Origin of the sequence: Methylomicrobium lacus LW14 (assembly GCF_000527095.1) — a bacterium.
Classification (GTDB): domain Bacteria; phylum Pseudomonadota; class Gammaproteobacteria; order Methylococcales; family Methylomonadaceae; genus Methylomicrobium; species Methylomicrobium lacus.
In genome coordinates this window covers 428,098-446,989 of the sequence record NZ_AZUN01000001.1, presented here as the reverse complement: position 1 = coordinate 446,989, position 18,892 = coordinate 428,098, and the positions used below count along the sequence as shown (strand labels likewise).

12 protein-coding genes are annotated in these 18,892 nt (G+C 56.2%); 10 read left to right on the top strand and 2 right to left on the bottom strand.

Going from position 1 to position 18,892, the window contains the following annotated elements:
- Positions 1-225: 225 nt before the first annotated feature.
- The 4 genes from METLA_RS0101970 (at position 226) to METLA_RS0101945 (ending at position 9,956) form a co-directional block, all read left to right on the top strand.
- Positions 226-528, top strand: a complete 303-nt coding sequence (locus METLA_RS0101970) for a PilZ domain-containing protein (protein ID WP_024296955.1) — start codon at positions 226-228, stop codon at positions 526-528.
- A gap of 73 nt (positions 529-601) precedes the next feature.
- Entirely contained in the window at positions 602-2,695 is a 2,094-nt protein-coding gene (locus tag METLA_RS0101965) for a PxKF domain-containing protein (RefSeq protein WP_152539348.1), read from the top strand.
- A 1,006-nt stretch (positions 2,696-3,701) separates the two neighbouring features.
- Positions 3,702-5,516 (top strand): translational GTPase TypA, encoded by a 1,815-nt coding sequence (gene typA, locus METLA_RS0101950; RefSeq protein ID WP_024296952.1) that lies wholly within the window; start codon positions 3,702-3,704, stop codon positions 5,514-5,516.
- Between the two features lie 192 nt (positions 5,517-5,708).
- Complete coding sequence (locus tag METLA_RS0101945; protein ID WP_024296951.1) at positions 5,709-9,956, top strand: DNA glycosylase AlkZ-like family protein; 4,248 nt, start codon at positions 5,709-5,711, stop codon at positions 9,954-9,956.
- A 135-nt stretch (positions 9,957-10,091) separates the two neighbouring features.
- On the opposite strand, the gene METLA_RS0101940 is transcribed toward METLA_RS0101945, so the two are convergent.
- Positions 10,092-10,718 carry a hypothetical protein gene (locus tag METLA_RS0101940; RefSeq protein WP_024296950.1) on the bottom strand — a complete coding sequence of 209 codons (627 nt, stop codon included), beginning with the start codon at positions 10,716-10,718 and terminating at the stop codon, positions 10,092-10,094.
- A 103-nt stretch (positions 10,719-10,821) separates the two neighbouring features.
- Positions 10,822-11,364, bottom strand: coding sequence for a gamma carbonic anhydrase family protein (locus tag METLA_RS0101935; protein ID WP_024296949.1), 543 nt, complete (start codon positions 11,362-11,364; stop codon positions 10,822-10,824).
- A gap of 366 nt (positions 11,365-11,730) precedes the next feature.
- Between METLA_RS0101935 and cysQ the strand changes: the two genes are divergently transcribed.
- From cysQ to METLA_RS0101905, 6 genes are all read left to right on the top strand, one after another.
- On the top strand, positions 11,731-12,534 hold the full coding sequence (gene cysQ, locus METLA_RS0101930; protein WP_024296948.1) for a 3'(2'),5'-bisphosphate nucleotidase CysQ: 804 nt from the start codon (positions 11,731-11,733) through the stop codon (positions 12,532-12,534).
- A gap of 79 nt (positions 12,535-12,613) precedes the next feature.
- Positions 12,614-13,936, top strand: a complete 1,323-nt coding sequence (locus tag METLA_RS0101925; protein ID WP_024296947.1) for a hypothetical protein — start codon at positions 12,614-12,616, stop codon at positions 13,934-13,936.
- Positions 13,937-13,943: 7 nt separating this feature from the next.
- A complete protein-coding gene (locus METLA_RS0101920) occupies positions 13,944-15,152 on the top strand; it encodes a protein kinase family protein (RefSeq protein WP_024296946.1) in 1,209 nt (402 codons plus the stop codon).
- Positions 15,149-16,576: a lipopolysaccharide biosynthesis protein gene (locus tag METLA_RS0101915; RefSeq protein ID WP_024296945.1), complete on the top strand. Its 1,428-nt coding sequence runs from the start codon at positions 15,149-15,151 to the stop codon at positions 16,574-16,576. The genes METLA_RS0101920 and METLA_RS0101915 overlap by 4 nt, the downstream gene beginning before the upstream one ends.
- Before the next feature lie 25 nt (positions 16,577-16,601).
- Positions 16,602-17,687: an acyltransferase family protein gene (locus METLA_RS0101910; protein ID WP_024296944.1), complete on the top strand. Its 1,086-nt coding sequence runs from the start codon at positions 16,602-16,604 to the stop codon at positions 17,685-17,687.
- 101 nt (positions 17,688-17,788) lie between these two features.
- Positions 17,789-18,847 carry a glycosyltransferase gene (locus tag METLA_RS0101905; protein ID WP_024296943.1) on the top strand — a complete coding sequence of 353 codons (1,059 nt, stop codon included), beginning with the start codon at positions 17,789-17,791 and terminating at the stop codon, positions 18,845-18,847.
- Positions 18,848-18,892 lie beyond the last annotated feature (45 nt).

The following is an 18,892-nucleotide window of genomic DNA, read 5'->3' as shown; positions in this document are numbered from 1 at the left end:
CCTATCCATCCCTACCCCGAAATCTCCAGGCGAGAATTCTGTTCGCGATTCATTTAAGCCGCATCTTGGCCGCAGGCCTTGCGATTTGCACGGATTTGTCTCCTGTATTGACTGCGAAGCAAGCTGTTTATCACTTTAGATATAGAAAAAATATATCTATGCGATATAGAAAAATATAGCTTTCGCCAAGTCGCTTAAATTTATCTTATCCACAATAATTTAGCCATGGAAATACGTTATAGCCATCAACTCATTGAAAAACGCGCGGCCTCCCGCTATTCAGCCGCGTTATTAGTCGAGTTCGAGCATGGCGGAGGATGGACCCACGATATCAGCATCACAGGCGTCTGTATCGAGACCGACCAACAGTTAGCTTGCGGTTTTGCAATCCGGTTTTTTCTGCATCAACCGGATCCTCAGGGGTGGGGTATAAGAGTGCAGTGCCGCGGCTTGGTGGTCAGAGCAGAGCAAACCCTGGATGGTTGGCGGGTTGGGGTGATGATGGAGGGGATCAGGTTTGAGGGATGAGGTTAATTCAATGTTTATAAATAAGGTTCCTTTCTAATGTGTCTGATTTACAATGCCTAATAGGATTTGATCTATGAAAACCAATTATCAAAAACGAATTTTCTGCCTGCTATCAGCAGCAATATTGGACGCCACTGCTACGTCAACATACGCAGTACCTTCTTGTAATGTACATGCAACCATCACTCCAGGAAACCAATCTGTAGCTGCTATTACCGGAGGTGCTGCTACGGTGGTAACCTTAGATGGCTCAGGTTCAAAAATAACCCCAGGTAACGTCGATCCTACATCATGCGCTTGGGCACAAATCTCAGGTAGTCCAACAGTCACTCTTACAAATGCCAATACATGCACTGCTTCCTTTCCGGCGCCAAATGTGCCGTCGGGTGTGTCATTAGGTTTTAGATTAACCGTTACCGGTACTGGTTGCATCCCTGTAACTGTTACTAATGACACCACTATCGGCATTAGTTATGTCGACGTCAACCAAGCGCCAGAGGCCAAGATCAGTGTGTCGTCGGCTCCCATTCATCAAGATGGTTTTATTCATCAAGATGATTTGGTCACCTTGGATGGCAAGGGGTCTTCCGATCCAGATGGAGATACAATCACCTCCTACTCATGGGAGCAAATCAAAATTAATCCTACAGATCCTGACGTAACTCTTAATGGCGCGAATACTGATACAGCAGCTTTTACGGCCCCAAACCCTTATCCCGCTAATGGTGTTACCCTCAAATTCAAATTAACCGTTTCCGATGGTTCTCTTGCCGGCACAGCGGAAAAAGAGGTCAACGTAGTGTGGGAAAACGAGCCGCCTGTCGCCGCCGCATCATGTCCTTCTTCTGTCGATGAGGGAGCAACTTTCACGTTGGACGGAACCGGATCAACCGATCCGGATGACGGTATTGCCAGTTATCTCTGGAGTCAGACGTCGGGTGGACCTGTACCAACCGACTGGCCAATTGATCCATCGACTGAATCGCTAACCTTAACAGCGCCTTCCTTGACTTCGCCCCTTGATACGATGAGTTTCAAATTGGAAGTAACGGATATTGGGGGGCTAATGAGTTCGGACGAATGTGACGTAAAAGTCAACGATATTACCCCGCCGACAGCGGCGCCCTCACAATCACCGGTTGCCAATGGCGAGGGCTGGAACAACACCGATGTGGTTGTCGACTGGAACTGGATCGATGCTGGGGTAGGCATTGACAACGCTAATTGCATCACAACCACCAATTCATCAATTGTGCCTCCTGGCGAAGGTGCACTGACATTGAATGCAACCTGCAAGGATCTGGCGGGCAACAATGGTTCGGCTTCTAAGGACCTCAAAATCGACAAAACCCAACCGACCATCAGTGCCGCGGCGACATCTGCTCCCAATGTTGCGGGATGGTACAAAAGCAACGTTACAGTGCATTTCACATGTGATGATGCTATTTCTGGTATAGCAGGAAGCTGTCCTGATGATCAAATCTTGAGTAGCGAAGGCGCAGCAGTCGCTTCGACCGCGCAAACAGTTGCTGACAAGGCTGGCAACACTAGCGATCCAAGCAACGTGGTTACCGTCAAAATTGACAAGACCGCACCGGGAATAACTTGGAATGGCGGCATCAGTGATGGGGGTATTTACTACTTTGGATCTGTACCGTCTACGCCGACCTGTGATGCAACCGATACCCTTTCCGGATCAAAAGATTGCGGTGTGACTGGATACAGCGCAGCCCTTGGAACCCACACCTTGAAAGCTACCGCCCACGACTTTGCTGACAATCAAACAGTGGAAACGAGTACTTACACTGTTAATGCTTGGACGCTCAACGGATTCTACCAGCCGGTGGATATGGGTGGCGTCTGGAACACCGTCAAAGGGGGATCGACTGTTCCTCTGAAGTTTGAGGTCTTCGCAGGTACTACCGAACTCACCGATGTCGCAGTGGTGGATTCATTCATCATTAAGGGAGTAACTTGCCCAGGTGGATCCGAACCAACCGCAGATATCGAGTTGACGACTACAGGCGGCACTTCGCTACGCTACGACTCAGTAGCCGGCCAATTCATCCAGAACTGGCAGACACCGAAAAAATCAGGTGCCTGTTATGAAGTTACTATGAAGACCGATGATAGTTCACACATCTCTGCATTATTCAAGTTAAAGTAATCTACGAACGAATACGGCCGTACGGCGGATCAACTGATTGGGCGGAGGTAACGGGATTGCGCCCGTTACCCCTCCCACACCACCGGACGTGCGGTTTTCCGCATCCGGCGGTTGGAATCAACGGTTTTCACCGTTCAGGGTTTTGCTCCCTGTCGATACAGCTTACGTTCGGACGCCCCAACACTCAGCTTGCCATTTGCAGCCTTGGCTTCGACCCGTATCCACCAGGCGTATCCAATCACCACTCGTCGGGAAGCGACCGCAGTTGCCGCTCCTTTCGATTTCAAATGACTACTCGCTTCGTTTGAGAGCCTTGCCGTCGTATCTCGATTCCTTCGGCCCTTCGCTCCAACTTGTTTCCAAGCCTTCTTCGCTACTACGGCCTCTGCTGACTTCTCCCAAACTCTCATACGGGAGACCTCCCCGGGTAAGGTGCTAAAACTTTTCGCCCGTGCCGCCAAGCTCTACCTGATGCGTCTTTCGGTAACGGTTGGATTTCGTGTTCCCTACCACACTCATCGCCCGCACCCGGCCTCACTGCTTGTTCGTGTTCCTACGGTCGTGCTTTTGCTACGCGCTTCTTTCAGGCTGGCCTCACGGCTTCCCCTTTGCGTTTCGCTACGGTTGTCGTTACTACTTCCGGTTATCTCATTTCAGATAACAAGTTTTAGCCCATGCCGGGCACACTAAGGCGGATTCGCCGCTAGGCAATCCGCCATCGTCGGAGCCAACCAAACCTTCCCTCGACCGGAACTTTCCGGTCGAGGGTTTTTCTTTTTCTGATTTTTTTCGCATAATTTCGGTGGAGCGTTCGGCCATAACGGCTTAGCGCGCGAAACCGTAACCCTGATTTTTTCAGTAAATCGTTGAATGATAAAAACACCGACGCATCTTTTGTGTATAATTCCCCACCTTATACGTCATTTAATCACGAAATCTCTTTTTGCAATGTGGACACCGGATGTGCCTCATTTCAATCATTCGCTAACCCATTCAAGTTTAATCAATGGATATCAATAAGTTAAGAAACGTCGCGATCATCGCGCACGTTGACCACGGCAAAACTACGCTGGTCGATAAGTTACTGCAACAATCCGGCACGTTTGCCGCGCACACGAAAGTCACCGAGCGAGTCATGGACTCGAACGACCTCGAAAAAGAACGCGGCATCACGATCCTGGCGAAGAACACCGCGCTGGACTGGAACGGTTATCATATCAATATCGTCGACACCCCGGGCCACGCCGATTTCGGCGGCGAGGTCGAGCGGGTGCTGTCGATGGTCGACTCGGTATTGTTGCTGGTCGACGCGGTGGACGGACCGATGCCGCAGACTCGCTTTGTAACCCAGAAAGCCTTTGCTTTGGGCCTGAAACCGATCGTCGTGATCAACAAGATCGACCGCCCCGGCGCGCGCCCGGACTGGGTCGTCGATCAAACTTTCGATCTGTTCGACCGCCTCGGCGCGACCGACGAACAGCTGGATTTTCCTATCGTTTATGCCTCGGCCTTGAACGGTTTTGCCGGCCTGGAATCGTCGGTCACCGGCGGCGACATGACGCCTTTGTTCGAAACGATCGTCAAACATGTCAGCCCGCCGGCGGTCGATCGGGACGGGCCATTCCAGATGCAGGTATCGAGCCTCGACTACAACACCTATGTCGGCGTGATCGGCATCGGTCGGATTCAGCGCGGTACGGTCAAGACCAACATGCAACTGACCATCGTCAGCCGCGAAGGCGTGGAGCGCAAGGGACGCATTTTGCAGGTCTTCGGTTTTAACGGACTAGAGCGGGTCGAAGTGCCGGAAGCGAACGCCGGCGACATCATCGCGTTCACCGGGATCGAAAAACTCGAAATTTCGGATACGCTTTGCCATCCCGATGCGGTCGAAGCGATGACGCCTCTGACCGTCGACGAACCGACCGTTACGATGACCTTCCAGGTCAATAATTCGCCGTTTGCTGGCAAGGAAGGCAAATTCCTGACTTCGCGGCAAATCCGCGAACGCCTGGAAAAGGAATTGCAGCATAACGTCGCTCTGCGCGTCGAAGACACCGGCGACCCGGACAAATTCAAGGTTTCGGGCCGCGGCGAATTGCATTTGTCGGTCCTGATCGAAAACATGCGCCGGGAAGGCTTCGAACTCGGCGTTTCGCGTCCGGAAGTGATCCTGAAGGAAGTCGACGGCGAAAAGCACGAACCGTTCGAAATGGTCACGATCGAAGTCGAGGAAATTCACCAGGGCACGGTGATGGAAAAACTCGGCGAGCGCAAGGGCGATCTGTTGAACATGGTGCCGGACGGCAAAGGCCGGGTGCGTCTGGAATACATGGTGCCGTCGCGCGGCCTGATCGGCTTCCAGACCGAATTCATGACCTCGACTTCCGGTTCCGGCCTGTTCTATCATGTCTTCGATCATTACGGCCCGATGAAAAAAGGCGAACTGGGCGTCAGAAAACGCGGCGTGCTGGTGTCGATGACGCAAGGTAAGGCGCTGGCCTATGCGCTGTTCGCATTGCAGGAACGCGGCGAGTTGTTTCTGGTGCATGCCGATGAAGTCTATGAAGGCATGTTGGTCGGCATCCATTCGCGTGCGAACGATCTGACCGTGAACCCTTGCAAGGCCAAACAGTTGACCAACATCCGCGCAGCCGGCACCGACGAAAACCTGATTCTGACGCCGATTCAGAAGATGACACTGGAACAAGCGCTCGAATTCATCGACGAGGACGAACTGGTCGAAGTCACGCCGAAATCGATCCGTTTGCGCAAGAGGCTGCTCTTGGAACACGAGCGCAAACGCGCTTCAAAAGGCTAACAACGGTCGACAAAGCAGGCACCGAAATCGAAGGCGACGCCTTCGATTGCATCGTTCCCACGCCCCGGCGTGGGAATGCAGCCGGTGGCGCTGCAGCGTCACACAGCGCAGAAGCTGTGCAAACCCATTTATGCCCTACGGGTACGCCGGAGTTTTTTCCACCCAATTCCCTAATGTCAGGCAGCTAACGCCATGACACGCATGCTACACGCCTTCCATCCTGTCGTTGCGCGTTGGTTTTTAGACCAATTCCAGGCACCGACGGACGTTCAAACTCAGGCCTGGCCGGCGATCCAGGCAGGCCAGGCGACGCTGATCGCCGCACCAACCGGTTCCGGCAAAACGCTGGCGGCTTTTCTCGCGGTGATCGATCAACTGGTCAAACAAGGCGTCGAGGGCTTTCTGCCCGATCAGACCCTGGTATTGTATATTTCCCCGCTGAAAGCGCTGTCGAACGACATCCACAAGAATCTCGAACTGCCGTTGTCCGGCATCGGCATGGCGCTGCTCGAAGCCGCCCTGCCCGGCGTCGTGATCCGCGCCCAGACCCGCACCGGCGATACCCCACAGGCCGAGCGCACCCAGATGAAACGCACCCCGCCGCATATTCTGGTCACCACGCCGGAGTCGCTGTACATCCTCTTGACCTCCGAATCGGGCCGCGAGATGCTGAAAACGGTGCACAGCGTGATCGTCGACGAAATTCATGCCTTGGCCGGCAACAAGCGCGGCGCGCACCTGATGCTGTCGCTGGAACGGCTGACGCAGTTGACCGAGAAGCCGCCGGTGCGTATCGGTTTGTCCGCGACACAAAAGCCTTTGACCACGATCGCGCGCTTCCTGACCGGCGACCGGGGCGACAACTGCACGATCATCGACACCGGCCATGTCCGGCAGCGCGATTTAAAGATCGAGGTGACCGGTTCGCCGCTCGAAGCGGTGATGGCGGCCGAGGTCTGGAGCGAAATCTACGACCGCCTCGTCGAACTGATCAACGATCATCACACCACGCTGATTTTCGTGAATACCCGGCGTCTGGCCGAACGCGCCTCGGCCGCTTTGGCCGAGCGTCTCGGCGAAGAATTCGTGACCGCGCACCACGGCAGTCTGGCTAAGGAACACCGACTCGATGCGGAAACCCGGCTCAAGCAAGGCAGCCTGAAGGCGCTGGTCGCGACCGCCTCGCTCGAACTCGGCATCGACATCGGCGATGTGGACCTGGTCTGCCAGCTCGGCTCGCCGCACGGCATCGCGGCGTTCCTGCAAAGGGTCGGCCGTTCCGGGCATAGGCTCGGCGCGATTCCGAAAGGCCGCCTGTTTCCGCTCTCGCGCGACGATCTGGTCGAGTGCACCGCGCTTTTGCATGCGGTCGCGAGCGATCAGCTCGACACGATTATTATCCCCGATCACCCGCTCGATGTGCTCGCCCAGCAAATCGTCGCCGAAGTCGCCTGCCGCGAATGGCCGGAGCGCGATCTGTACGACGCCCTGCGCAAAGCCTGGCCGTACCGGACGCTAACTACCGATCAATACACCGCAGTCGTCAAGATGCTCGCGGACGGCTACCACACAAGGCGCGGCCGGCGCGGCGCCTATCTGCACCGCGATGTCGTGCACGGCATGCTGCGGCCGCGCAAGGGCGCGCGGCTGACCGCGATCATGAACGGCGGCGCGATTCCGGATCAGTTCGATTACGATGTGATCATGCAGCCGGAAGGGCTTTTCGTCGGCACCCTGAACGAGGATTTCGCGTTCGAAAGTATTCCGGGCGACATCTTCCAGCTCGGCAACAATTCCTACCGGATGCTGACGATCGAGCAAGGCAAGGTCTATGTCGAGGACGCGCACGGCCAGCCGCCGAACATTCCGTTCTGGTTCGGCGAAGCGCCGGGGCGCAGTCGCGAACTGTCCGAGGCGGTGTCCGATTTGTCCGAAACGATCGACCAACTGCTCGAACAAGGCGGCGATGCCGCGCACGACTTTATTTTCAATCGCCTCGGCCTGCCCACGGCCGCCGCCGAACAGCTGCAGCATTATCTTGCGACCGCGAAAGCCGCGCTGACCGTGCTGCCGTCGTTCAAGACCATCATCTTCGAACGCTTTTTCGACGAGACCGGCGACATGCATTTCGTGGTGCATTCGCGCTACGGCTCTCGGGTCAACAAGGCCTGGGGCCTCGCGCTCAGGAAACGTTTTTGCCGACGCTTCAATTTCGAACTGCAGGCGGCCGCGACCGAGGACAATATCGTGCTGTCTCTCGGGCCGACGCACAGTTTTCCCTTAATCGAGCCGGCCGGTTATCTGAAGGCCGCCTCGGTCAAGGACGTGCTAATCCAGGCGCTGATGGCCGCACCGATGTTCCCGACGCGCTGGCGCTGGGTCGCCAATACCGCACTCGCCGTGCCGCGCAACCGCGGCGGCAAGAAAGTGCCGGCGCCGTTCCAGCGCAACGACGCGGAAGATTTGATCGCGGTGATCTTTCCGGACCAGCTCGCCTGTTTCGAGAATATCGCCGGCGAGCGCGAGATTCCCGATCACCCCTTGGTCGATCAAACCCTGTGGGACTGCCTGCACGAACTGATGGACATCGACGGCCTGGAGGCCTTGCTGCAAGGCATCGAAAGCGGCGCGATTCAGATCATCGCCCGCGACCTGACCTCGCCTTCGCCGCTGGCACTGGAAATCATCAATGCCCGCCCTTATGCCTTTCTCGACGACGCGCCGGCCGAAGAGCGCCGCACCTTGGCGATCCAGCAGCGCCGCTTCGGCAGCCCCGAGGATGCGGCCGAGATCGGCCGGCTCAACCCGGAGGCGATAGCCGGCGTGCGGAGCGAAGCCTGGCCGGAAGCGCGCGATCCGGACGAACTGCACGATGCCTTGAACATCCTCGGCTTCATGACCGAACAAGAAGGCTTGCAAAACGATTGGCCCGAACTGTTCGCGGCCTTGCAGCAAAGCCGGCGCGCGACCGTGATGAATCTGCCGCAGAGGCAAAGGCTTTGGGTCGCGGCCGAACGCCTGTCCGAATTGCAGGCGCTGTTTCCGAAGGCCGATCTGGCGCCGGACATCCCGGCGGTACCGCTTGATCGGGAGCTAACCGAAGAGGACATCTTGCGCGATCTGGTCCGCAGCCGCCTCGAAGGACTGGGCCCCGTTACCGTCGAACAACTGGCCCATCCGCTCGGGCTACCGATAGCGCCAATCGATCAAGCGCTGACCGCCCTGGAGCAACAGGGCGTCGTGCTGCAAGGCCGCTTTACGCCCGGAGCCGCGACGACCGAGTGGTGCGAACGCGGCCTGCTCGCGCGCATCCACCGCTATACCCTGAAGCAATTGCGCAAGGAAATCGAGCCGGTCGCGCCGAGCGTCTACATGCGCTTCCTGTTTCACTGGCATGGTCTTAATGAACCGGGCAGCGGCGAAGCCGCGCTCGCGAAAACGTTGCAGCAACTCGAAGGCTGCAATCTGCCCGCCTTCGGCTGGGAACATGACATCCTGACCCGGCGCATCAAACCCTATTTCGCTTCCGAACTGGATCAACTTTGCACCTCGGGCAAGTTCATCTGGCTGCGCCTGAAAGCCCTCGGCGACAGCAGCCCGAAAGCCGCCGGTAAAAACACGCCGGTCGCCTTGGTCGCGCGCGAGCATCTGGATTCCTGGCGCGCCTTCGCGGCACTTCCTGACATCGAAGCGCTCGAACTCTCCGGCAATGCGCTGAAGGTGCATGCCAAGATCAAGGAATGGGGCGCGAGTTTCTTTCAGGAATTGGTCAGCGAAACCGGGCTGTTGAAGACGCAACTGGAGGAAGCGCTCGGCGAACTGGCCGCCGCGGGCCTGATCACCTCGGACAGTTTCCAGGGCCTCCGCACCCTGGTCACGCCGCAAAAGATCCTGCACCGGCGCGGCAAGCGCTATCCGATTTACGATCCTTTCGCCGCGGCCGGACGCTGGTCGCTGCTGCGCCCGTTGCGGGCACCAAAGGCCGAGAATTTTCCGGCCGTCGAGCATATCGCCCGCGTGCTGCTCAAACGCTACGGCGTGGTGTTTCGGAAGGTGCTGGAGCGGGAAGAAAACCTGCCGAGCTGGCGCGAGCTGCTCTATGTTTACCGCCGCCTGGAAGCGCGCGGCGAACTGCGCGGCGGCCGCTTCGTGCAAGGCTTCGCGGGCGAGCAGTTTGCCTTACCCGAAGCGGTCGGCCTGCTCAGGGACATGCGCAAGCCACCGCTGATCCCGGAACTGACCGTGATCAATGCGGCCGACCCTCTGAATCTGACCGGCATCATCACGCCCGGCGACCGGATTCCATCGCTCCACAGCCAGCGCCTCGTTTACCGCGACGGCGTACCGGTAGCCCACGGCACCGGCAAAAACGTGCACACGCTGCAACCGTTCGATGCAGAGCATCAATGGCAGCTGCAGTGGGCATTGCTGAACAAGTAAGCAAGTAAGATTTGCGGAATCGAGGATCCAGGCTTCGACAGTCCTCGATTTCGCTATGCTGCATCGAGGCTACATGAAGCCGGATAGATGCGCCGGGCTGCCCATGGCTGCCCGGCAATTTTTCTTGCGGGATTGTTAGGAAGCCGACGGAACGCCTTTGTAAGAACGCCCCAGGCTTTTGAATTGGAAATTGCAACTATTGGCGCCACCGTATCCCGCAGCCGACGCATTAAAAGTGAAACCGAGACTTTCGGCTACTTTGATTTTACTGCCTTTACCATTGATTGTGCCTGAAACCGTCAGCTTAGTGACATTAAACGCGTCCGTATGGGCGCTGACTCCGTCTTGCGAAAAGTCGAATCCTCCAGGAACCTGTGCAAATGCAAACGCCAATGCTCCCAACGGGGAGTCGTACCAATGATCAAACGACAGTTCCAATTTTCCCTTGTTTTGTTCCCAATGGCCGGTGACTTGTTTTTGTGGAAAATACTCATCCGTCCAGATGAAAGTTCCTTCAGTGTCTCCAGGAATCTCAGCATCATCCTCGAAAGCGATCGTGGCGGGAAGAACCACCTTCTTTGGTGACTTTATAGGCACGGAGAAAGAGGGGCCGACTTGACATTTCACGCCGACTTTACCCTTGAAACTCCCGGCCAGCGTCCAAGTAGTGCCGGCGACGGAAGGAGGTGCGGCCTCGGCCAGTGGCGCGGCCAGGGCATAGCTCAGCCCGGTCAATAAAAGCATTTTCTTTGTTAACGCCATAATCAAAATCTCCAGTTAATGGTAAAAATACAGATGCTGTGTACGCAAAGATATTTTTGCCGTACAAGCGCATAAGGATAGCCTAAAAACTGTCGATTCGCTCTCAGTTCCGGTCAGCGTCCTGCAAATATTCATCCTTCAAATGCATATAATGCGCGGCGGAATATTCGAGAAACTCTTTTTCGGCATCGGTCAACGGACGTTTTTTCTGGGCGGGCGCGCCGACATAGAGATGGCCGCTCTCAAGCCGCTTGCCGGGCGGCACCAGAGCGCCGGCGCCGAGCATCACATAGTCTTCCAGCACCGCATCGTCCATGATGATCGCGCCGATGCCGACCAGGCAATAATTGCCGATCGTGCAGGCATGCGCGACCGCCCGATGCCCGATCGTGACTCCCTTGCCTATCGTCAACGGATAGCCCTGAGACGTGAACTTGCCGTAATGCGTCACATGCAAGACCGAGCCGTCCTGCACATTGGTGCCGTCGCCGATTTTGATGCTTTCGACATCGCCCCGAATCACGACCGCAGGCCAGATCGAAACGTCGTCGCCGATCGTCACATCGCCGATCACGGTCGCATTGTCGTCGATATAGACGCGCTCGCCGATCGCCGGCTGTTTACCTTTAAATCTTCTGACTGTCACCCTGGCTCCTTGATATGATTGTCCCCATTGCTGCGCTTGGGGATACGCTGATAACGTTAGCTGTTTATATTAACCCGTCCCGAAGGTTAAAACCAAATTTGCGGGAGAATTCAACCGGCCGAGAAAAATCCACCAGCAGAAGCGGCGAGGCTTGGCCAAAAAAATACGCCTTAATGTATGGAATATGCAATAATCACGCCCTTTAGTATTCAGGCAGGCAACCCGCAAAGCGTTTCCCCGCCATATTTGGCGGCTGCTTCACGGCTTGTCCGAACTTGACTCTATCTCTGAAATTCAGAGCATTTTTATTGGATTGACTGCCGCGTTCCCCTATACGCTATTCAATACCCGAAGATTCCATATTCCGTGATTGAGCCCTTGTTAACCCAAATCATCGCAATTGCCAAAGCCGCCGGCCAAGGCATCATGACCATCTACAACCAGCCTGCCGGCAAAGTGGTTTTAAAGCCCGATCAATCGCCATTAACCGAAGCCGACCTGCTTTCGAATCAAATCATCGTCAGCGCATTGGCCCGGCTGACGCCGGACATTCCGGTCCTATCAGAAGAGTCCGTGGCAATTCCGTATGAACAGCGCGCCGGCTGGCAACGTTTTTGGCTGGTCGACCCGCTCGACGGCACCAAAGAGTTCATCAAACATAACGATGAATTCACCGTCAACATTGCGCTGATCGAACACGGCCAGCCGGTGCTGGGCGTCGTGCACGCGCCCGCCTTGGACGTTTGCTATGCAGGCGCCGTCGGCCAGGGCGCGTTTGTCGAACGCAAACAGAATCCCGCAGAGCAGATCCACATCAGCCCTCGCAATGCACAAGAACGCTTGAAAATCGTCGCCAGCCGCTCGCATCGCGATGGACGCACGAGCGCCCTGCTTGACCATTTGGGGCCGCACGAATGCATCAGCATGGGCAGTTCGTTAAAATTTTGCCTGGTTGCCGAAAGCAGTGCGCATTTCTATCCGCGCCTCGGCCCGACGATGGAATGGGACACTGCTGCCGCGCATGCGGTCGTCAATGCGGCCGGCGGCAAGGTCTGCGAGTTGTCCGGCGAAGCGCTGCGTTACAATAAAGCCGATTTGCACAATCCGGAGTTTTTCGTGATGGGCAGTTCCGACCATGCCCTGCTCAGCGCCGTCCAGCGCTGCCTATGAATCCTTGAGTCTGTGCGCAACAAATTTTGAGGGCTTGCAGTCCCATCGCCTTATCCGAGCAGCCATTCCCCTTTCACCCATGATCAAATTTACCAATCAATTCATCCTGATCGGCTACAAGGGCGTGCGCCTGTTTATCCGCTGCTATCGCCTGTTCCTGCGCGTATTACGCCGGCTTGACTTGATGCTGGGTAAGTTTTCGCCGTTGGCGCCCGTTCTGGACCGGCTCCCGATACCGCGCGGGATGGGATATTTTCTGCCTGAAAAATTGAGCCTTGCGGATTTTTTCGGCATGCTGGAGCAAAGGAACGTGCGCTATGTCGTCTTGCGATGGCACGAGAAGCTTCCCGAAAATCCGCAGGATGGCGATATTGACCTGCTGATTCACGACGACGATGTGAATCTGCTGCAAGGCCTGTTTACCGCTCGCATCACCGCAGTCGCATTCGACATTTATACGGCCTCGGCCCAATACGGCTTCACCTACAAAAATTTACCGTATTATCCGCCGCATTTGGCCTACGAAGTGTTAGCCAAACGGCAGCGTTCGCAAGCCGGCATCTTCGTGCCCTCCCCGAGGCATTATTTTTTGAGCCTCGCTTACCATACCCTGTATCACAAAATGGATGCGGCCTTGTTTACGGAGCGCAACGACCCGCGCCACGAAAACTCGAAGTATGTCGCTAAGCTCAAGGAACTGGCCGCCGCGGCGGGTTTTAACGGCGAAATCAATTTCACTGCGCTGGATGGCTTTTTGTTCACAAACGGTTGGCGGCCGCCGTTCGATACGCTGCGGAAGCTGTTAGCCGAAAATCCTCAGGCCGGCATCGAGGCGCCTTGCCTGAAGCAAGCCATCGCGCCCGACCTGCTGGTGTTTGTGGTCCGGGAAGCGGCGGCGCAGCGCGGACAAATCGAGGCGATACTCGAAAAAATCAAGCGCTTGCCGCTGGAAATATTCACGGTCGCCGAAATCGGCGAAGCCGACCGGCAACTGATCAAGGAGTCGATTCGAGGCGGCGAATGGGGCAGCGAAGACTTTCCTTACAACTACCCCGGCGGCCTGCCGGTCATGCTGATCGTCGCGGTTGACCATGCGCCGGCGCCGGTTTCCGAGACATATAAAAAACGCTACCCTTTCGTGAACAATGCGCACACCTTGTTGAAGCATCAGATCCGGCAGGATCTGAATGACGACAAGCGCTGCGGACATTGGGCGAATGCGGTGCACTGCAGCGACGATGTGTATGAAGCGCTGGATTACCTCGCCATCGCCTGCCCAGCTCAGGTGCCGGAACTGCTGCACCAACATCCAGAATTCACTCCTTATTGGCAGGCGTTGCAGGCGTTTGGCGGCTCGGTCTCCGGTCCGGAACCCGTACTTGCCGCCAGCGAACTCCGCTAGGAAGCCGATGTCGCTCATCGTATTTGCCGTATCGGAAGAAGGCCTCAATTTGCTGCCGCCGGGATTTTTGACCGCGCTGATGGAGCAATACGGCCTGCATCCGGAATTTGAAAGAGTCCCCGCCCCGCATGAAGCGGAAGAATTGGCGAAGCATCTGGCTCCGGGACTGTGGAACAGCGCATTCTGCACCGATAAGCGCGCCCGCATCGGCCTGATTATCGGCGCCTATGATTTGGCGCTCAACTCGCCGGACTTCACCCAGCGGCATCTATATCCCGGCATCGACAATGCCCGGCTGCTGTTATTTGCCTATCATGGCCAAAGAGCGATCCGCACCATGTTTCCCGGCCGCAAATTAGGCGACATGCTGTGCTCAACCGCGAACGCAAAGGCTGCGCGCCTCTGCCTCGAAAAACTCTGGCCGGAAGCACTGGCAGGGATCGAAAAGCGGATCGCGGAAGGCGAACGTGAAGTGAGCAGCCGGCATACCGTGTTGCAAGAGCTGACCCGGACCGGCATTTACGCGAAGGTTTATCTGATCGATTACCATGGCATTCCCGCCGTCGAAAAAATTTACCGCCCCCGCTATCGCGACAGACTGGAGCGGGAAAAAGTCGCGTACAGCCAACTGGCGGAGACGGTCGATGCGATCCCCAAGGCGCTGTCGATCGACGGCAATTCCCTGATCCTGCCTTTCATCCGGCAAGCGGCGCACTACGATCCGACCGGCTGGAAACTGGTGCCGGTCAAAAAAATCCGGCAGATCATTGCGGCGCTAAGGCAATTGTACGACTCGGGTTATGCGGTGATCGACGCGCATGCGGGCAACTGTATTTTCGATGCCGACGGTAAATTATGGATGATCGATTTTGAATTTCTCCATCGCTATGCCGAGCGTCCCGAAAGTTTTTGGCAAAGCTTTGATATCGCAGGCATTCCGCCTAATTTTGCAGGTGCAACGCCGCCCGGCTCGCCGCCTTATTTAACGCGGCCCTGGCTGGAGAGTTTCGGCTTCCCCCCGCAGGCAATTGACAATGACACGGCCGTCTCGATCCATCTGCGCCGGCTTGTGTACTGGGCCGGGCGCAAAATGCCCGCCTATGGCTACCGCAAAGCCAGAACCGGCGTACGCTTCGCATTGGCTGTCGTTTGTCTGCTGCTAAGGCATTTCTCGCCGTCCTCGGCGAGACCGATCCGGATTGAAATGCGGCCGTGAAAACCAGCGGAATTTTAAAAGCCGGCGGCGTTTACTCGATCGTCGGCATCGCTCAGTCACTGATTTGGGTTATTTTGCTGCCGGTGCATACCCATTTTCTTTCGGCCGCCGATTACGGCTTGATTTCCTTATGTACCGCGATGGTGACGGGATCGGCAACCGTGCTGGAATTTGGTTTTAGCCGGGCGGTCGTACAGTCCATTTTCAGCCACAGAACGCAGGAGCAACCCTGGCAAATCGAGCTGCTGACGCCGATCAAATTTATCCTGATCATTGCGCTGGCAATCATGTCCGCGACCGGCATCCTGGCCTGGCGCGGTTTTTTCGAATTCGATCGGCCGCTGGCGATCGTCATCACGCTGACCGTCGGCGCCGCAGTCACCCTGCCGGTCATCCGCGTGTATGGCGAGGCATTAAAAATGCAGTCGCGACTGTCCGAGTATGCCAAATTGATGTCGGTGGTGCTGGCGGTGACCCTGTTTGGAAATCTAGGCTTCGTCGTCGGCTTAAAACTGGGCATCGTCGGCGTGCTGCTCGCCCTGGCGGCGGCAAACTGGCTGGGCGCGATGTGGGCGGTGTTTGCGTTAACGCGAAAATTTTCCCACCGGCTGGATAAGACCGAGCTCAAACAGGCATTGGCTTACGGACTGCCGCTGGTTCCGCATTTTTCGATCGGCGCGTTTTTACCGGCCATTGAACGCAGCCTCCTGGCTTATTTCGCCGGCATACAGACCACCGGCCTGTATGCGGTCGCCTCTTCGATTGCGAATCTGTTGACGATCATCACGACGTCGTTCACGACCGCATTGCGCCCCCGCATGTTCGCGATGCTCGAAACAGCGCAGGCAAAAGACTTTTCGCTGCTGCGCAAGAAGATGTATTTAGTCACCGCGGCGTTCATGGTCATTGCGGTGATCGGTTCCTTACTGGCCGAACCGGTCATCACTCTGTTTGCGGGCAAAAATTTTTATGACGCCTGGCCGATCGTGCCTCTGCTACTGACGCGTCAGGCCATTTACGGCGTCTACCAGTATGTCGCCACGGTTTATTATTTCATCAAATCCGGCACCAAAAGGCTTTTGTCCGTTTCCTTTCTGGCCGTGCTGACCCTCTTGATCGTCAGCCCATGGGTTGTCCCGCGCTACGGCGTCTTCGGCATGGCTGCCGTCTCCGTGCTTTCCGCCTGCGTGTATTTGTTGTGCGCCTCCGCGATGGCCAAACGTTTACATCCGATGCGCTGGCCGGTGTGGCGGTCATTCCTGATTATCCTGCTCGGCGCCGCAGCGCTCGCGGGAGCCTATCTGCCATGGTACATGCAGGAAACAGCGCTGATCCTGCCGATTAAAGCCGGCGAAATCGCGGTCCTTTTGGCCGTGCTGTTCGCAATTTTGAAAACTTTTCACCGCCTGGATAAACACGGCTGAGCGCATTTTGGGAGATTGAGACGTCATGTACAAGTCACTGCAAGCAGGACGAGCGATCGCAGCCCTATTCGTCGTGCTCTTCCATCTGGGCCCCGCGATCGCAAGCGCTAAATATTTCAGCATCGCCGCCTTCTCGATCCCCTTTGCATTTGGCAAAGCCGGCGTCGAATTCTTTTTCGTGTTGAGCGGATTCATTATCTTTTATGCGCACAGGAACGACATATCGCGGCCCCGGCAATTGCTCGGCTATGTTCGAAAACGCTTTGTGCGCATCTACCCGGCTTACTGGATCATTTTTATCTCGGTATTCTGTCTCGCGCTGGCCTCCGCATCGCTTCGCAACACGGTTCCGCATGATCCGTTACTGCTGCTCAAAGCGCTGCTGTTGATTCCGCTGGACAACGATGTGTCGGGCATCAATGGCGCTCCCGTCCTCAACGTCGCCTGGACGCTGCAGTACGAAATGTTGTTTTATGCGTCATTTGCCTTAGTGATCATTCACAGATTCTTCGGGGTGGCCTTGATCCTTGCCTTTGCGTCTCTGTATTTTTTTTACAGAGACTCCCAGGATCTTGCATTCCCCTTGTCATTCCTGCTGTCGGACTACATGTGGCTGTTCATCATGGGCATGGCGGTGTCGCTAGCGTGCGCTGTCTACAAGATTTCGCTGCCGAAGGCGCTGATCTGCGCCGGCATCGGCGCGGCGTTGTTTGTCTTTGTAGCCGCGCATCACGTGATGGGCAGTGTCTGGCTAACCGATAGGGAAATCTTGCCTTATGGGGCGGCTTGCAGCCTGATCGTTTTCGGGCTCGTGCAGGCGGAAGACAAGGGCTGGACCCTGCTCGGCAACAAGTGGGTGCAATTGCTCGGCAGCGCGTCCTACGCGCTTTATTTGATTCATTACCCCCTCATCAGCGTGTTGTGCAAAGTTGCAGTCTTGCTTAAACTGCCAAAGCTTGGCTTGACCGGGGCGCTGCTGACTTATGTAGCGATCTTGCTTGCGTGCCTTGCCGCCTCGGCGGCGCTTCATGTCTGGATCGAAAAGCCTCTGACCTTGCGCCTCAGGAACCGGCGCACAAGCCGTCTGCCGCCGCGCCAAAGCCGGGCATAATGCATCGAGCTATCATGATATAATCTGCCGCCCGAAGATGTCCGATCCTGTCGAGAGCACGAACTCTCGGCCTACAAAGCCGCAGCAACTTTACTGAGCCCATGCCTTCCGGAAGATTAATCATTCATGCCATCAATGTACACCAAGGAGGAGGACTCACCTTATTATTGCCCTTGCTCGAAGCCTTGCCGGAAGATTTGGAAGTCGTCGCTGCGCTTGACAGCCGTTTGCAGGAACGCAAGCTGGTTCCAGGCAACATCAACACCCGTTGGGTCAAACCGACAATCCAGGAGCGTTTGAAAGCCGAATGGTGGCTGGCGAGAAATGCACGGGCAGACGACCGGGTGCTGTGTTTCGGCAACTTGCCGCCGATCTTTCGCGTGCCGGGAAGCGTGCAGGTGTTTTTGCAAAACCGCTACCTGATAGAACCCTTCAGCCTTGCCGATTTTTCCTGCAAAACACGGCTGAAAATCGGCCTGGAAAGGCTGTGGCTGGCGTCCCGAGCGGAACAAGTGACAGCCTTTATCGTGCAGACGCCATCGATGCAGCGATCCTTGCGCTCATCGGGCATCGCGAAAAATAAACCCATTCGTATCTTCCCCTTCGTGAGCGAGAGCGAAGGTTATCGCCGCACCGGCAAAGATTCGCATCCGCACGCAACGAATCGCTTCGATTTTCTGTATGTCGCTTCGGGAGAGCCGCACAAAAACCACAAGACGCTCGTTCAGGCATGGAGTTTACTGGCTTCGGAAGGGCTATTCCCGACGCTGTGCCTGACTCTGGATGAAAAGACGACGCTGCCGTTAATCCATTGGATCAATCAACAAAAAAGCGCCCATAAATTGCGCATCGAGAACCAGGGCAGCCTGCCCCATCAAGGCGTCAAACGACTTTACCGGGAGACGCAAGCGCTGATCTATCCCTCCTCGTTCGAGTCCCTCGGCTTGCCCCTGATCGAAGCCAGACAGGCCGGCCTGCCGGTGCTGGCCCCGGAATTGGACTATGTGCGCGACGTGCTCGATCCGGAGCAGACGTTCGACCCGCATTCGCCCACCTCGATCGCACGCGCCGTGAAGCGGTTTTTAGGAATCGAGGAAAACCCCTTGCCGCTGCAAAACGCCCGGGAATTCATCCATCGCGCTCTAGTTCAGGCACAATAATAGCCATGACTGAAGCGATGCCCAAGAGCGGCGACCAGCATATGA